Genomic DNA, 16,028 nt, shown 5'->3' with positions numbered 1-16,028 from the left:
GCTCGACTTGCATGTATTAGGCACGCCGCCAGCGTTCGTCCTGAGCCAGGATCAAACTCTCCATAATAGAGAAATTCGAGTAGCTCGAGTTTCTTGCTGGCATCATTTAAGATGTCAATTTGAATCCGAAGATTCGTTTTGTCTGTCCGCCGACGGGTCGGCTTCGAGACATTATTTGTTGACGTTTTGCTGTTCAGTTTTCAAGGTTCATTGTTCATCGCCTTTTTCGGCGACTTCTTAATCATAACATCTCGTCACTATCAAGTCAACAACTTTTTTTCATATCTTTTTTCACTTCGTTCTTTTAACTTTGCCGAAGTTGCTGTTGCCTCTTAAGGACAAGTAATAATATACATCATCGTAGATTAAGAAATCAAGTCTTTTTTTAAAATAATTTTCCGCGAAGCTTTTTTAAATCAACAATGAACAAGAGAATGCCTGCTATAACAACGATTCCGCCTGTTATTTGGGATGCAGAAAGTTTCTCGTGAAGGATATAGAACGCAAGAATTGATGCGCCAACAGGTTCAAAAAGTATAGCAATGGAAATAACATTCGTGCTGACCCATTTAACTGCCCAGTTAAATAGAGAGTGACCTAGCAGGTTGGGAATGAGTGCAAGCATGAAGAACCAGAACCAGTTCGAAGTTGAGTACGGACCGAACGACTCTCCTTTGATCAGCACATAAAAAAAGAGTGTAACTGTACTGATTGTGTATACAAGAAACGTATAAGTAATAAGAGACAGTCGTTTACGCACTTCTTGCCCGAAAAGCATGTATGCGGTAACCAATGCACAAGCGACCAAAGCAAGCATGTCTCCAAAAAGGGCGGTTCCGCTTAATTGGAAATCACCCCAACTAATGATGACGCTTCCCGCAATTGCAATGACTGCCGATAAAATCGTTTTTACCGATAGCTTCTCTTTAAAGAAGAAATAAGTGCCTGCGAATGCGAAGATCGGTTGCAATGTAACTAGAACTGTTGAACTTGCAACCGAGGTGTAGTTCAACGATTCAAACCATAAGATGAAGTGAAAGGCGAGGAAAACACCTGCAACTCCCGAAAAGATCCAGTCTTTCTTCGTCAATAGGAATACTTCTTTCCGATATTTCAATAAAAATATTGGAAGCATGAGAATAACTGTAAAGAACATACGATAAAAAGCGATGACACCAGCATCTGCCGTAGCTAGTTTTACGAATATTGCAGAGAGCGCTACTGAAATGACGCCAATGATAATCGGTATGTATGGATGAATTGTAGGTTTTTCCAAGATGTACACTTCTCTTTCGTAGGGAATACGGGTTAGTTCGTAACGATTTTAGGATAAAGACAATATGAAGAGTATAGCATAACTTCATCAGGATGATGATAGTAGGGGGAAAGTAAATGGAATGGATTATCGATAACTCAATGTATCCGGAAGTATTGATTAAAATCGGAATTGCTTTAGGTTTAAGTTTAATTATCGGGGTAGAGAGGGAAATTAAGAAGAAGCCCATCGGTTTAAAAACGAGTGCAGTCATTTCCACCTTCAGTTGCCTGCTAACTATCGTCTCTATTGAAGCCGCATATCTTGTCCCAGCAAGAGATGATATTAATGTGACAATGGATCCCTTGCGACTCGCCGCACAAATTGTTAGTGGAATTGGGTTTCTCGGTGCTGGTGCCATTTTAAGAAGAGAAAACGATAATATTACCGGCTTAACGACAGCCGCTATGATTTGGGGGGCTGCAAGTATTGGAATTGCCGTTGGTGCTGGATTTTATATTGAAGCGGCATTTGCCGTATTGAGCATTCTCTTCGTCATTGAAGTCATTGCACCTTTACTCGCTAAATTCGGACCGAAAAGAATCCGTTCGAAGGAAGCCTCTTGCATTGTCGTCATTTCGGATAAGAGTAAAATTGATGACTTAATCGGGATCTTGAATTCCGAAAACATGTCAGTAGAAAATTTGCGTATTCGCCAAATGCATTTTGACGATAAACCATCCGTACATGAAGTCGATTTCCGTCTAAATGCATTGCCCAAAAAAGAAACGACCCAATTATATACCGAACTGACTGAACTACCTTATATTGAATCAGTCGAAATAGAAATCTTTCCTTAATGGAGGCACAGTCATATGAATGAAATTCTTCGCTTGCTTAAGGATGGCAATAAGCCATCGCTATTGGCGGGTATTGTCAATACCGTCATCGCCATTCTAAAGGCAGTCGCTTATGTCTTAACAGGAAACGTCGCCATGTTTGCAGAAACGTTGCACTCCTTAGGTGATGCAGCCAACCAGTTTTTTGTCTATATCGGTTCTGCACTATCCAAGAAGGCACCAACGCCGAATTTTCCGAACGGGTTTGGAAGAGTTGTCAACCTCGTCTGTTTAGGTGCCGTTATTGTCGTTGGCATCATGTCGTACGAGGCAATAAAAGAAGGCTGGCATCATATTTTGAATCCCGTTGAAACAAAAGGAATCATCATCAATCTAAGTGTACTCGGGGCTGCAATTCTTCTTGAGGTATTCGTCTTATTTAAGGCATCCAAGGAGGTTGCGCATGAATCGGGGCATGCATATACAGGGTTGAAAGCATTTACCTATAGCTTGACCAATCTGAAGAACGCGAAACCCGCCACTAAATTGGTCTTTATGGAAGACTTAGTTGCAACACTTGGGGGCGTATTGGCATTCTCCGCTGTCTTAATAGCTCACTACACAGGATTTCTTGCTGCAGAAGGAATCGCCTCTGTGCTCATTGGTATTATGATGTTTTACGTTGTCGGCAGAGTATTTCTTGATAATGCTAGAGGAGCTATCGGCGAAACCGATGAGGAAATGTTGAACCATATCGCACATATAATAGCTGAAGATCCAGATGTAAAAGACATTCAAAAAGTCGAAGTTATTAAAGAAGGGGAATACCTACACGTCGAAGTAATCGCTGAAGTTGATCCGACGCAAACGGTCGCTTATATAGACGATGTTAGAGACCGTCTCATGCAGCTAGTCTTAAAGCAAAAAGGCGTACGCGACGCATTGATCTCGTTTGATGAAGATGATGGTATTAGAACATGGCAAGGTGTTAACGAAACAACTTTATCTGATGAATCCCGTAAGAAGCTGCCTGAAAATAAAAAGTAGAGGGCTGAAGTCTCCCTCTACTTTTTTCATTTTATAATGACGCCACCAAAATGGACTTAACTTCTTCTTCACTCAACTGGGCGTACTTGCCAAGCGGTCCATTGATTGCTGCTTTCTCTGTCATTACGTCGATTTTCGAATCATCGATGCCGTAATCCGCAAGCCGTTCAGGCGCACCGATTGCTGTCCAATATGCTCTCAGCTTTTGAATTCCTTCTATTGCAATGTCCTCTTCCGATTTGCCTTTAGGGTCCACTCCGAACACCTTCACGGCCAACCTTGCGTAACGCGATGGATTTAATTTCAAAGTATGTCTCATCCAATGCGGGAAAAGAATGGCCAATCCGCCAGCATGAGGAATGTCATACACCGCGGATACAGCATGCTCGATATTATGAGTTCCCCAGTCCCCACCGGCGTTCCCCATACCTAAAAATCCGTTCAATCCCCAAGTACCACCTAATAGGATCGTTTCTCGCAACTCATAGTTTTGCAAGTCATCAACGAGCTTTTCACCAGCAGCCATGATTGCCCGCAAAGCCCCTTCGCATAACTCATCCTGCAATGGAGTATTCGTCGCACTATGGAAGTACTGTTCAAAAATATGCGACATCATATCGACAATGCCGTAAACAGTTTGATCCTTCGGTACTGAAAGCGTATAAGTCGGATCGAGAATCGAGAATTTCGGGAAGTTGAATGGACTTCCCCATCCATATTTCTCTTCAGTTTCTTCATTAGTAATGACTGAACCTGCATTCATTTCAGAAGCAGTTGCTGCTAACGTCAAAATGGTACCGAAAGGAATTGCGTCTTTTGGAGAATCTTTTTTTATAACAAAATCCCACGGATCCCCTTCATATTTCGCTGCAGTTGCAATTAACTTCGTACAATCAATAACAGAACCACCACCAACCGCCAAAATAAAATCTATATTATGCTCTTTGCATAGTGCGGCACCTTTCCTAGCAGTGCTGACTCGCGGATTCGGTTCTACCCCTGCTAGTTCAAACACTTCTTTTTGCTCTGCCTTCAAAATTTCCATTACTTCATTATATAGACCGTTCTTTTTAATGCTTCCTCCACCATAGACGACGAGAATCCTATTTCCATAAGCGGATAGTTCTTTCGCCAGCTTACTAATGGAGTTCTTCCCGAAAATCAATTTTACCGGGTTTTGAAAAGTAAATTCTTTCAATTAGATGACCTCCCTTTACTACAGTTTATTATCCAAGATTGAAATGCACGTTGCAAGTATGGAAAGGCGAAGATTGGGAATCCTGTCTTGTAGGAGGTGATATGTTTTGATTCAAAAACTAGCGTTGGCTATTACGATTATAGGCGCCCTCAATTGGGGAGTCGTCGGCCTATTCAACTTCGATGTCGTTGCGCAATTTGCCAATGGGCATGCTGAGCCAGTTGCGCGGTTCTTCTATTTTATCGTCGGCATTTCCGGACTCCTCACTTTAGGATTGCTTTTTAATACTATGCAGGATAAAAACACGGAGACTGTCACTGTTGCGGAACCGGAAGAAGCATAAAAAAGCATCTCCCGTTATCCAGGAGATGCTTAATATACATTTCATTATCAACTAGCTCCAGTCGGCAGCCAAAGCCGTTGCGCAGAACGGCTTTTGCGAGTAAAAGCCTAGCGTTACGAGCATCTATAGAGTTCTTTTGTTTATGCCCATCCTCTGAAGCGTGATGCTTCAGCGGTTTTACGGATTCCGATCATATAAGCTGCAAGACGCATGTCGATGCTTCTTGTCGTTGCAACATTGTAGACGTTTTCGAATGCGTCGACCATTTTCGTCGTCATTTTTTCGCGAACTTCTTCTTCTGACCAGTAATAACCCATGTTATTCTGAACCCATTCGAAGTAAGAAACTGTTACGCCGCCTGCGCTAGCCAGAACGTCTGGCACGAGAAGGATTCCGCGTTCCGTAAGGATCTTTGTCGCTTCAGAAGTTGTAGGACCGTTAGCAGCTTCTACAACGATTGAAGCCTTTATATCGTGAGCGTTCTTTTCAGTGATTTGGTTTTCAATTGCCGCAGGAACAAGAATATCACAATCTAGTTCCAATAGTTCTTTATTCGTAATTGTGTTATCAAAAAGTGTTGTTACTGTTCCGAAGCTATCACGACGGTCCAATAGATAGTCGATGTCCAAGCCATTCGGATCATGAAGTGCACCATATGCATCGGAAATACCGATTACTTTCGCGCCTGCGTCATGAAGGAATTTGGAAAGGAAACTTCCCGCATTTCCGAATCCTTGAATGACAACGCGTGCACCTTTCATATCAATTCCACGTTTTTTCGCAGCTTCGTTAATAATGATGGTTACACCTTCCGCAGTAGCGCGGTCGCGTCCTTGGGAACCGCCAAGAACAATCGGTTTACCTGTAATAAAACCAGGGGAGTTGAATTCATCAATTCTACTATATTCATCCATCATCCAAGCCATAATTTGAGCATTTGTGAAAACGTCCGGTGCAGGGATATCCTTTGTCGGCCCCATTACTTGACTTAATGCGCGTACATAACCGCGGCTTAAACGCTCTAATTCACCCATGGACATTTCTCTCGGATCGCAGACAATTCCGCCTTTACCGCCGCCATATGGCAAGTCGACAATTCCCGCTTTCAATGTCATCCACATCGACAATGCGCGCACTTCATCCGCAGTTACCGCAGGATGGAAACGAACGCCGCCTTTTGTCGGACCAACCGCATCGTTATGTTGACCTCGGAAACCTGTGAATACTTTCACTTTTCCATCATCCATACGCACGGGAATTCTAACTTCCACCATGCGGATTGGTTCTTTTAGAAGTTCATACATTCCTTCATCATAGCCTAGTTTGTCAAGTGCTTCCTTAATGACAACTTGTGTAGACGTAAACAGATTCAGGTTTTCAGTCATGTAAAAGTTCGCCTCTTTGATTTCATAATGTTTTTTCTTCCGCACATATTGTATCATACAGCAAATATGTTTTGTGAACTATTTGTTTAGATTGTAAAAACTTTATTAATTTTCTCTAAGGCCCAATCTAGCTCTTCTTTTGTAATGATTAACGGTGGTGCAAAACGGATGACAGTTTCATGAGTCTCTTTACAGAGCAAGCCGAGCTCTTTCAGTTTTTCACAATAAGGTCGAGCTTCCTCAGTTAATTCGACTCCGATGAACAATCCGCGGCCACGTACTTCTTTAATCGCCGGATGACCAATTTTCTTCAATTGTTCGATGAAATAGTTTCCTAGCTCAAGTGACTTATCTGCAAGTTTCTCATCCTGTAAAACTTCCAAAGAAGCAATTGAGACAGCACATGCCATCGGGTTGCCTCCGAATGTAGAACCGTGGGATCCCGGATTGAACACACCGAGGATATCTTTGTTTGCTACGACGCAAGAAATCGGGAATACACCACCGCCCAAAGCCTTGCCGAGGATATACATGTCAGGTTCGAAGCCTTCCCATTCACATGCGAACATTTTACCGGTACGGCAAAGACCCGCTTGGATTTCATCTGCAATGAATAGGACGTTATGTTTTTTACAAAGTTCATAAGCCGCTTTCAGATAACCAGCAGGTGGAATGAGGATACCCGCTTCCCCTTGGATTGGTTCTACGATGAATGCAGCCGTGTTCGGAGTAATCGCATCTTCCAAAGCTTTTAAATCACCGAAATCCACCAATTTGATGCCTGGAAGCATCGGTCCGAATCCCCTCTTATATTCTTCTTCTGAAGAAAGGGAGACCGCTGTCATCGTACGACCGTGGAAATTTCCGTTGCAACCAATGATTTCGGCTTTCCCGTCTTCAACACCCTTCACATCATACGCCCAACGCCGAGCCGCTTTGATAGCTGTTTCTACAGCTTCCGCACCTGTATTCATCGGCAATGTCATCTCTTTGCCGGAAAGTTTGCAGACCATTTCATACCACGGACCGAGTTGATCGTTGTGGAAAGCACGAGAAGTCAGTGTCACTTTGTCAGCCTGATCTTTCAACGCTTTAATGATTTTCGGGTGGCGATGTCCTTGGTTCACTGCAGAATACGCGGATAGCATATCCATGTATTTATTCCCCTCAGGATCCTTCACCCAAACCCCTTCCGCTTCAGAAATGACAATTGGCAGTGGATGATAGTTATTCGCACCATATTTATTCGTTTGTGAAATGATTTTCTCAGATACCGACATATTTTTCCCTCCCCATTTGTATGTATCGTAGGAAGTAGTCCGTAAACTACTTCCTCAGCCTGTTGACAAACGCTCGCATCCGTTGTTGCTCGTGTCGCTCGTCCGCTCATGAACTTAAGTTCTATTCGCGTCTTCGCTCCACTACGCGCGGGCTCGCAGGATGCGAGTCATGCAACCGTCGCCACAGGACGTGGCGCTCTTAGGTTGCCTTCCTTGACAAGCGTTTTCAATCAGGCTGAGAATCTCTAATTATCTATTATTCCCTAAAATTAATCAAAATGTCTCTGAAGTTGTTTTACCTTGCATATGCAGTTGCAAGTAGTCTGGACCGCCTGCTTTTGAGTCAGTACCGGACATGTTGAATCCGCCGAATGGTTGGTAACCGACGATTGCGCCTGTGCAGCCGCGGTTGAAGTACAAGTTCCCAACGTGGAAATCTTGTCGTGCCTGTTCAATATGTTCACGATTGTTTGTAATGACTGCGCCTGTCAAACCGTAGTCCGTATTGTTTGCAATTTCAATTGCTTCGTCGAAGTTTTTCGCTTTCGCAAGTGCAACAACCGGTCCAAAGATTTCTTCCTGCATGATGCGAGCATTCGGATCGACATCCGCAAATACAGTCGGTGCAACGAAGAATCCTTTCGAGCTATCCCCTTCTCCACCTGCAATGAGACGTCCTTCTTCCTTACCGATTTCAATGTAGCTCATAATTTTATCGAAAGACGCTTGGTCGATGACCGGACCAGTGAAGTTAGATTGTTTTGAAGGATCTCCGTACGTTAATCCTTTCGTCAATTCATCAACACGTGCAACAACTTGATCATATACTTCTTCATGGATAACTGCACGTGAACATGCAGAGCATTTTTGTCCGCTGAATCCGAATGCCGATTTGACGATTGATTGGGCTGCGAGTTCAAGATCTGCATCATTGTCTACAACAATCGTATCTTTTCCGCCCATTTCCGCGATAACGCGTTTCAACCAGATTTGTCCCTCGTTCACTTTCGCAGCACGCTCGTAAATGCGCGTTCCTACTTCACGAGAACCTGTGAAGGAAACGAAGCGCGTTCTTGGGTGGTCAACAAGATAGTCGCCGACTTCAGCACCTGAACCCGGTATGTAGTTGACAACTCCTGCAGGCATTCCCGCTTCTTCAAGCACTTCCATGAATTTATAAGCGATAACAGTTGTCGTCGATGCCGGTTTCAATAAGACTGTATTTCCTGTAACCAAAGCAGCTACAGTAGTACCCGCCATAATTGCCAATGCAAAGTTCCAAGGCGAGATAACAACGCCGACTCCTAGAGGAATATAATCGAATCGGTTGAATTCACCAGGACGGCTTTCTACAGGCATGCCATCTTTCAATTTCAGCATTTGACGTCCGTAGTATTCCAAAAAGTCGATTGCTTCTGCTGTATCTGCATCCGCTTCATTCCAAGGTTTACCTGCTTCTTTTGTCAATAAAGCTGAAAACTCATGTTTGCGGCGGCGAATGATGGCAGCTGCTTTGAACAAAACATCCGCACGGAATTCAGGCTTCACCTTGCTCCATGTTTTAAATGTTTCGTCGGCTACATTCATCGCTTTCTCAGCAAGATCCCGGCTCGCTTTGGAAACACGGCCGATCACTTCCTCTTTGTTCGCAGGGTTTGTCGAAACGAGTTTGTCTTCTGTCATAATACGCTCTCCGCCAATGATCAACGGATAGTCTTGCCCAAGATAGCCTTCGACAGTTTTCAAAGCTTCCTCATAAGCCTTTTTGTTTTCATCTTGTGTGAAATCTGTAAATGGTTCGTGTTTGTAGGGAATCATATTACTCCTCCTCAGTTCGTAAGTTTGTTAGGCGCAAAATAAATTTGCATTCAATCTCTAGTTCCATATATAATAATGCAAGAGATTGTTGCACATTTCAAGTGTTTTTGTCTATTTTGTGAAAATAGTAAACGGACGGTGTTCATTCGTGCAAAAAATTGATAAACGTCTTTTTCCTTTATATGAATTCGCGGTGAATCAAGCCGGTGTCGGTATCCATGCTGTGGATCGTTCCGGGAGAACCGTTATCTATAATAATAAAATGAAGGCTATTGAAGGCTTGGAGCTTGAAGAAGTCGGAGATCGCTCCATCCTGGAGTTATTCAACTTCGATCAGGAAGAGAGTACATTATTGAAAGTACTTCAGAGCGGCAAGGAACAGCTGAATGTCAAACAGACATACTGGAACCGAAAAGGCTATGAAATTACGACCATCAATGATACATACCCCGTTTTCCATGAGGGTGAACTTGTCGGAGCGGTTGAAATTGCGAGAGATGTGACTGCGCTTGAAAGGTTCGTTTTGCATCCATTACGAAAGAACAGCGATCCGATCACTTTTAATCAAATTGTCGCTGCATCGGATGAAATGAAAACGGTCGTATCAACAGCACGAAAAGCAGCAAGCGCAAAATTACCTGTGCTGCTAATAGGTGAATCAGGTACCGGTAAAGATGTGATTGCTGAGAGTATCCATAACGAGTTGTCTCCAGCCAACGGTCCATTCTATACGCTCTATTGTCATCGAACGGATGCAGCCCTAATTAATCGGCTTGACGAGGATTTGAATATGTCGGAGCCGTTCACGTTATTCTGTGAAAGAATCGACTTGTTATCGATTTCACTTCAGCAAAATCTTTTCACGTTGTTAAAAAAATTAGTTCAACCCGGTCGCCAATTCATGGCAAGCATCGGAGATGACCCTGTCGAGCTGATCGCGAGAGGCAGTCTATTAAAGGAACTCTATTATTTCTTCGCTTCCTTCACAATCCGGATTTCTCCACTGCGGAAACGAAAAGAGGATATTTTATCGTTCGTCACTACTTATTTCGAACGTCGGAAAGAGCGTTTCGGTTCTTCTCTCAGCGGGATTACAAAGGAAGTGGAAGAGCTGTTTCTGCGCTATGATTGGCCGGGGAATATGCGAGAGCTGGAATTTTTGCTCGATGAAATATCTTCCCTCGCAACGACTGAGACGGTTTTAACGTACGAGATGCTGCCTCTCCATTTCCGGATGAAAAGTGATGGCATCGGGGATAAACCGACAAAGGCTATCGATTTCATCGTGCATCCCGAAAAGGAACTGATGCCACTCGATCGCTATTTAAAGGAAGCCGAAGAATATTATTTGCAAAAAGCAATGAAGCTCCACGATGATAATATTACTAAAACGGCAAATGCACTTGGCATGAGCAGACAAAACCTTCAATATCGATTGAGGAAATTAAAAAAAGGGAGATAGGCGTAAGCCTTTCTCCCGATTTTTGTATTGCTCAGTCGATAAGGTTAATACCCCGATCGATCGATCCAATCTTTCAGTTTGTCTTTTAATGAATTGAAGCCTTCCGAATCATGCTCTTTTACTCTATCTTGCAGCGATTTGCGGGGGCGGTTTGTTTTATGGTTGTTGTTTGGCTCTTCTTGTAGTACGCGGATGGATAAACTGATCTTGCCTGCACCATGATCGACCTCCAACACTTTCACTTTCACTTCATCACCGACAGCTAAATAGTCATTAATATCCCTGACATAGCCATATGTGATTTCAGAAATATGGACGAGACCTTGCGTCTCTTCGTCAAGGGCAACAAATGCTCCATATGGCTGAATTCCTGTCACTTTGCCAGTCAACTCTTCCCCCACTTCATATTTTTTACCCATGTGAAACAGCTCCCAATCATTTTGGTATCGAATCTGCCTATACGGCCATCCGCTATTATACCATAGAAAGCCCTTACACAGCAAAACCACTGATAGATATATTGGAAAGAATCACAAATTTCCCCCAACTCTGCTTTTGTTTATTTTCGGACCAAGCTCCTTCCAAATTCCATTGCTCATGATTTCCTCGTAATAAGTTCCTCGAAGAAAAAGACCGCCAAATTATGACAGTCTTCCTGCTTTGGTTATTCAAACGGTTTAAATTTGACTCTCCAACCGTCTTCCGTCCAAAGCATATGGAATTTCCTTTCGGAAGGAAGTCCGGGATACAGTTCCGTGTCTACAGTAAGTGTAGCAATGCCTGGCCAGTTTCCATTTTCGTCTTGTTCAAAACCTTGGAATGAAATTTTAGTATACATCTTTTCATCGAATGGCAGAAAGTACTTCTCGGGATTTTGCACATACGTCTCCTTATCGACTACTTCCGATCCATCCCCTTTATAGAACAATTCGTATTGCGTTTCAAAAAATCCTTTTTCACCGGCATAGAAATACATGCCGATTATCTCCAATGGTTGAATCCATCTTAAATGGCTGTCAACATTATCAACGCTGACTAACCCCTCATAGTAAAAAGCACTCATATCCATTACGTCATTTTTGAAATCCCTTTCCGGACTAGAATGGTAGGAAGGTAAGCTATCCATCCGCATTGTACCCACTTCCCAAATTCCCTCTTCGGTATAAATCATCGATACTTCTCTATCTAATCCCGGAAATATAACCGCACTGTGAAAAGTTCTATCATTTCGGAAAGCCCGATCTTTGAAGAATTTGACTTCGGTTGCATTCCTGAAAAACGATAGACCTTTTTTCCAATTATCCACGTAAAAGTCAAGCGTATAGTCAATACCGGATTCATCATAAAATGCAGTTTTATTGTATAAATAATACATTGTTTGAGGATCATCCATTTTATTTGCATAATCAAATACGCCAAGTACGTGTATGGGTGATACGCCTTTTAATAATGATTTATCATGTGACATTTTGAAATCGGCATATAATGATTGAACTTCTTTGTCAAATGAATCATCCGGCAGGTGAACCGTGATGTCTTGGAAGTCAGGTCTTTCCCCGTACATATATTCCTCGAGCACCCCTTCCCTATACAAGACGAGTGCTTCTTCCAAATCATAATAGTCAAGTGAATCCCAACTAGCCGACTCCCGCCATCCCGATGCTTCCATCTCTGTGATAATCGGATCCAAGATGTAACGCATTGGGGTTGCTTGCCCTCCACTTGCCATACTTCTCCATGCCTCTTGGTATTCGGGAAGCAACACTCCGTCTCCATCAAAGATTTTAGTATATTCACTGCCTTTCATGAGTTCATTGAACAGTGTAATATAATACGATTTCAAGACGGGATATAAAGTAGAATCCTGCTCCACATTCACGAGGGTGTACTCCATGCTAGCAACACTCCATACTGTTTCGTGGACTGGAAGTTCAAGAACCGCCCCGTACATATAAGGCTCCTCTGTCAACATTTTTTGGTAACCAAACGTGTTATCATGAAGTTTTCCTTGTAGCTCTCGATGGAGCGATGAATCATAATATCGCGCCTCGATTTCACCTGAGTACTTCCCTGTTTGAAGCTTTATTGACTGATCCTTCATCGTATTGATGATGTTTTGCAGCTGTTCTGGAAAGCTTTTGCTGCTATACATCATGATTTCAGCTTTATCGATATTTGGATCCACTTCATATTCCTGTATTGCCTCACGATTCTCCTCAACAATCTGATCGTAAATGGCAATCAATCTTTTTACCTTTTGACGGTACGTAGCAATGAATGCAATGCTTTCTTCCTCATCTTCCGTTAATGGTTTACTTTTCAGATCTTGAATCATTTCAGAGGGTAACTTTATACCTTCAACAGCTCGATTAAATTCTTGTAATAGAATCTCTTTTGCATTCTTAGATTTTTTAACATTATTTACGTAACTCTCAAAAGAGAGCATAGGAATTGAACCGGGTCCCGCATATTGCTCGAAGTACTCCTCATCTAATTTCAACATCTCCCGGCGTTTTTCCCTTTCAACTTCGTATTTCGCTTTTAGCTCTTCGATATAGTCATCTAACTCTTCTGAGTCAAGGACTGTTTCATCCGCTTGTTGTTTTTCATCAAAAACATACCCAGCCCCGATGAGCCCAATCACAAAAACGCTCGCAATGCTTACTGTCCAAACAGTAAGACGTTGTCTGATCCTATGTGTTTTTTTCTTTTCGATAGGTCGGATATTTCCTTCTTCATCAATCTTTTGTAAAACATCATCCGGATTGAAATTGGAAGGCACGCGATCGTACGACTTCTTCAAGAATTCCATCCGTTTCTCGAAATTGTCATTGTCCATGCGTTACCCCTCCTTTTAAGTTCATCTCTTTTTTCAAGTTGTCCTTTGCTCTGAAAATCCGCGTTTTCACCGATGCCAACGTAATGTTTAAAACATCGGCAATTTGCTGGTACGTCAAGTCTTGAAAATAAAACAAGATAAGAGGAAGCCTATATTTTTCATCAAGTTGCACGATTGCTTCATGCAATTCACGGTCTTCTTCAAAAAGAAGGACTTGAAGTTCGGCAGATTGTTGGGCAGATGCGCTTCCGGTCTTTTTCATCCGCTCTTCCTTCGCTGTCTCCTTTCCTTCTTTCCGATAGTAATCACGTGCTGTATTTAACGTAATTTTATATAACCAAGTCGTGAATCTTTGCTGGTTGAATTGTGGCAGAAACCGATAAAGCTTAATAAACACTTCCTGCGTCACATCCGGTATATCGTCAAGGCGTACGCCACATTGGTACGCGAACTTCTCAACGGTTCGATAATGCACATTCATTAATTGCGCAAACGCTTCTCTTTCCCCATTTTGCGCTCGAACGATCAAATCAGTCTCTTCCATAATGCCCCCTCACTCTCTATCCCCTCTGTTGATGATACGACAAGAACTTGGGATTTGTTTCAATTAAAAAGCCGCATCTACATTTTCGTAGATGCGGTCACTGTTACACTATACTTTTTGCTTCGTATTTTATTGCTAATAACTTATATGCTATTTGCATGCATTTTTCTAGGGGTATCCATAATTCATAAGAATGTTCATAAATCTCACGAATGCGCTTCGCGAGATCTGTCGGATGATCGAGAACTTCGAGCTCCGCAACTACATCGGCAATTTCAAGTTCATATGCTTTTCTGCCGACATTAAAGGGATCCCATTCTTCTAGCAGCATGATTGCTTTTTTATTCATTTCAATTTCAATTGTTTGCACGATAAGTCACCTTATTTTTTTCTTTTCTTTCATTTATGATAGCATAGTAATGACAAAGAAGTAATGAAAAAAAATGAATTGAGGGATATTTGGATGAAAGAGTTCGAACAAGTGATTGACCGTAAAAATACACGTTCTGTGAAGTGGGGCAATATGGAAGCTATTTATGGGGTGGAAGACGCTTCAGAAGTCTTGCCAATGTGGATCGCTGATATGGATTTCAAAGCTCCTCAACCGATCATCGAAGCGATGCAGGAGCGATTGGACCATGGTGTGTTTGGCTATTCCTATATCTGCACAAAATGCAAAGATGCAGTCCGGTCATGGCTTTCTTCGCGTCACGGATGGGAGACTGAAAATGAATGGATGCTCTTCCACCACGGCGTTGTTCCGGCAATTGCCACGGTTGTCGAGACATTTACGAATGTAGGAGATAATATTTTAATTACCCCTCCTGTCTATCACCCGTTTTCAATCGTACCAGGCAATCAAAAACGGAACATTGTCGAGTGTAGACTGAAGGAAGAGAACGGCCATTACTCCATCGATTTCGAGGCTTTCGAGAATGCTTTGCAGCAAGATGTTAAGTTATTCATCTTTTGTCATCCACATAACCCTGGGGGCGTTGTCTGGAAAGAGGATGATTTACGTAAAATTCTCCGCCTATGCAAGAGATACGATGTGTTGATTCTTTCTGATGAAATCCATGCGGACCTTGTCCTTCCTGGATGTAAGCACATTCCTCTTGCAAAGCTTGCCGAAGAGGAAGGCGGACAAGTTATTACTTGTGTCGCTCCGACGAAAACCTTCAATTTGGCGGGTGTGCAAGCTGCCATTATGATTACAAAAGAAGAAGACTTGAAGCATGCACTACAACAAAGCGCGCTGGCACATGGTCAAATGGAATTGAACGCGTTTGCTTCCTCCGCTCTAATATCTGCATACACTGAGTGCGAACAATGGCTTGAAAACCTACTTGAAACAATTTCGGCCAATATGGATTATGTCATCAAAACACTAACAGAAGAAGTTCCAGGAATTCAGATCCAAAAACCGAATGCGACATATTTATTGTGGATTGATTATCGTGGAACAGGGCTATCTGAAGAAGAGTTGATGGATCGATTATTGAATAAAGGAAAACTTGCACTTGAACCAGGTTCGAAATATGGCGAAGCGGGAAGAGGATTCCTTCGCATGAACGTTGCGACTCCTCGTTCGATTGTCGAAGACGGAGTGAAAAGATTTATTAAAGCCATGGAATAAGTTTGATATAAGAACGGATCTAAATTGGATTCCGTTCTTTTTATGGAAAGCAGTGCAAAGGACGAGAATTGTTTTCCTTTGGGCGTGGAGCCCTCTACTTTGGGCGCGGAACCCTCTACTTTAGGCGCGGGACCCCCTACTTTGGGCGCGAAACCCTCTACTTTGGGCGCGAAACCCTCTACTTTGGGCGCGAAACCCTCTACTTTGGGCGCGAAACCCTCTACTTCGGGCGCGGAACCCCCTACTTTGGGCGCGGAACCCGGTGACGTACAATAGTCTGTGTAAGCACAAAAAAGATAGGGCATCCTCAAGGTTAATCACTACAAAAACCAAGGAGGATGCACTATCTATGTCTAGTATAATCGATAATCTGTTTTCTAAT

General features: G+C 42.7%; 14 protein-coding genes and 1 rRNA gene. 5 read left to right on the top strand and 10 right to left on the bottom strand.

Translation table 11 applies throughout. The annotated features are described in order from the left end of the window. Together MHZ92_RS21135 and MHZ92_RS21130 are read right to left on the bottom strand one after the other, a co-directional pair. Positions 1-67: ribosomal RNA gene (locus MHZ92_RS21135) — 16S ribosomal RNA — on the bottom strand; the annotation flags it as partial. Positions 68-385: 318 nt separating this feature from the next. Further along, positions 386-1,276, bottom strand: coding sequence for a DMT family transporter (locus MHZ92_RS21130; protein WP_239433695.1), 891 nt, complete (start codon positions 1,274-1,276; stop codon positions 386-388). A gap of 116 nt (positions 1,277-1,392) precedes the next feature. On the opposite strand from MHZ92_RS21130, the gene MHZ92_RS21125 reads away from it, so the two are divergent. Both MHZ92_RS21125 and MHZ92_RS21120 read left to right on the top strand, forming a co-directional pair. Next, entirely contained in the window at positions 1,393-2,115 is a 723-nt protein-coding gene (locus MHZ92_RS21125) for an MgtC/SapB family protein (protein WP_239433694.1), read from the top strand. Positions 2,116-2,130: 15 nt separating this feature from the next. Next, positions 2,131-3,141: a cation diffusion facilitator family transporter gene (locus MHZ92_RS21120; protein WP_239433693.1), complete on the top strand. Its 1,011-nt coding sequence runs from the start codon at positions 2,131-2,133 to the stop codon at positions 3,139-3,141. Positions 3,142-3,172: 31 nt separating this feature from the next. On the opposite strand, the gene MHZ92_RS21115 is transcribed toward MHZ92_RS21120, so the two are convergent. Next, entirely contained in the window at positions 3,173-4,339 is a 1,167-nt protein-coding gene (locus MHZ92_RS21115) for an iron-containing alcohol dehydrogenase (protein WP_239433692.1), read from the bottom strand. 106 nt (positions 4,340-4,445) lie between these two features. Here MHZ92_RS21115 and MHZ92_RS21110 point away from each other — a divergent pair, with 106 nt between their 5' ends. Next, entirely contained in the window at positions 4,446-4,682 is a 237-nt protein-coding gene (locus tag MHZ92_RS21110; RefSeq protein WP_239433691.1) for a DUF378 domain-containing protein, read from the top strand. 140 nt (positions 4,683-4,822) lie between these two features. Here the strand turns inward: MHZ92_RS21110 and MHZ92_RS21105 are convergent, their stop codons facing one another. The 3 genes from MHZ92_RS21105 to pruA all read right to left on the bottom strand — a co-directional run bounded on the left by MHZ92_RS21105 (position 4,823) and on the right by pruA (position 9,165). Beyond that, positions 4,823-6,067: a Glu/Leu/Phe/Val family dehydrogenase gene (locus MHZ92_RS21105; RefSeq protein ID WP_239433690.1), complete on the bottom strand. Its 1,245-nt coding sequence runs from the start codon at positions 6,065-6,067 to the stop codon at positions 4,823-4,825. 86 nt (positions 6,068-6,153) lie between these two features. Continuing rightward, entirely contained in the window at positions 6,154-7,347 is a 1,194-nt protein-coding gene (locus MHZ92_RS21100) for an ornithine--oxo-acid transaminase (RefSeq protein WP_239433689.1), read from the bottom strand. A gap of 273 nt (positions 7,348-7,620) precedes the next feature. After that, positions 7,621-9,165, bottom strand: a complete 1,545-nt coding sequence (pruA, locus tag MHZ92_RS21095; protein WP_239433688.1) for an L-glutamate gamma-semialdehyde dehydrogenase — start codon at positions 9,163-9,165, stop codon at positions 7,621-7,623. A gap of 148 nt (positions 9,166-9,313) precedes the next feature. Here pruA and MHZ92_RS21090 point away from each other — a divergent pair, with 148 nt between their 5' ends. Next, on the top strand, positions 9,314-10,627 hold the full coding sequence (locus tag MHZ92_RS21090) for a sigma 54-interacting transcriptional regulator (RefSeq protein ID WP_239433687.1): 1,314 nt from the start codon (positions 9,314-9,316) through the stop codon (positions 10,625-10,627). A 44-nt stretch (positions 10,628-10,671) separates the two neighbouring features. On the opposite strand, the gene yugI is transcribed toward MHZ92_RS21090, so the two are convergent. From yugI to MHZ92_RS21070, 4 genes are all read right to left on the bottom strand, one after another. Continuing rightward, positions 10,672-11,046, bottom strand: a complete 375-nt coding sequence (yugI, locus tag MHZ92_RS21085; RefSeq protein WP_239433686.1) for a S1 domain-containing post-transcriptional regulator GSP13 — start codon at positions 11,044-11,046, stop codon at positions 10,672-10,674. Positions 11,047-11,291: 245 nt separating this feature from the next. Beyond that, positions 11,292-13,466 (bottom strand): hypothetical protein, encoded by a 2,175-nt coding sequence (locus MHZ92_RS21080; RefSeq protein WP_239433685.1) that lies wholly within the window; start codon positions 13,464-13,466, stop codon positions 11,292-11,294. Continuing rightward, on the bottom strand, positions 13,456-14,010 hold the full coding sequence (locus tag MHZ92_RS21075) for an RNA polymerase sigma factor (protein ID WP_239433684.1): 555 nt from the start codon (positions 14,008-14,010) through the stop codon (positions 13,456-13,458). The genes MHZ92_RS21080 and MHZ92_RS21075 overlap by 11 nt, the downstream gene beginning before the upstream one ends. A gap of 103 nt (positions 14,011-14,113) precedes the next feature. Continuing rightward, on the bottom strand, positions 14,114-14,380 hold the full coding sequence (locus MHZ92_RS21070) for a DUF1871 family protein (RefSeq protein ID WP_239433683.1): 267 nt from the start codon (positions 14,378-14,380) through the stop codon (positions 14,114-14,116). Positions 14,381-14,443: 63 nt separating this feature from the next. Here MHZ92_RS21070 and MHZ92_RS21065 point away from each other — a divergent pair, with 63 nt between their 5' ends. Further along, complete coding sequence (locus MHZ92_RS21065; protein WP_370644798.1) at positions 14,444-15,646, top strand: MalY/PatB family protein; 1,203 nt, start codon at positions 14,444-14,446, stop codon at positions 15,644-15,646. Positions 15,647-16,028: the final 382 nt, after the last annotated feature.

Source organism: Sporosarcina sp. ACRSL (assembly GCF_022346605.1).
Classification (GTDB): Bacteria; Bacillota; Bacilli; order Bacillales_A; family Planococcaceae; genus Sporosarcina.
Note: the sequence above shows the minus strand (reverse complement) of the source record. Positions and strands in the feature narration are given on the sequence as shown.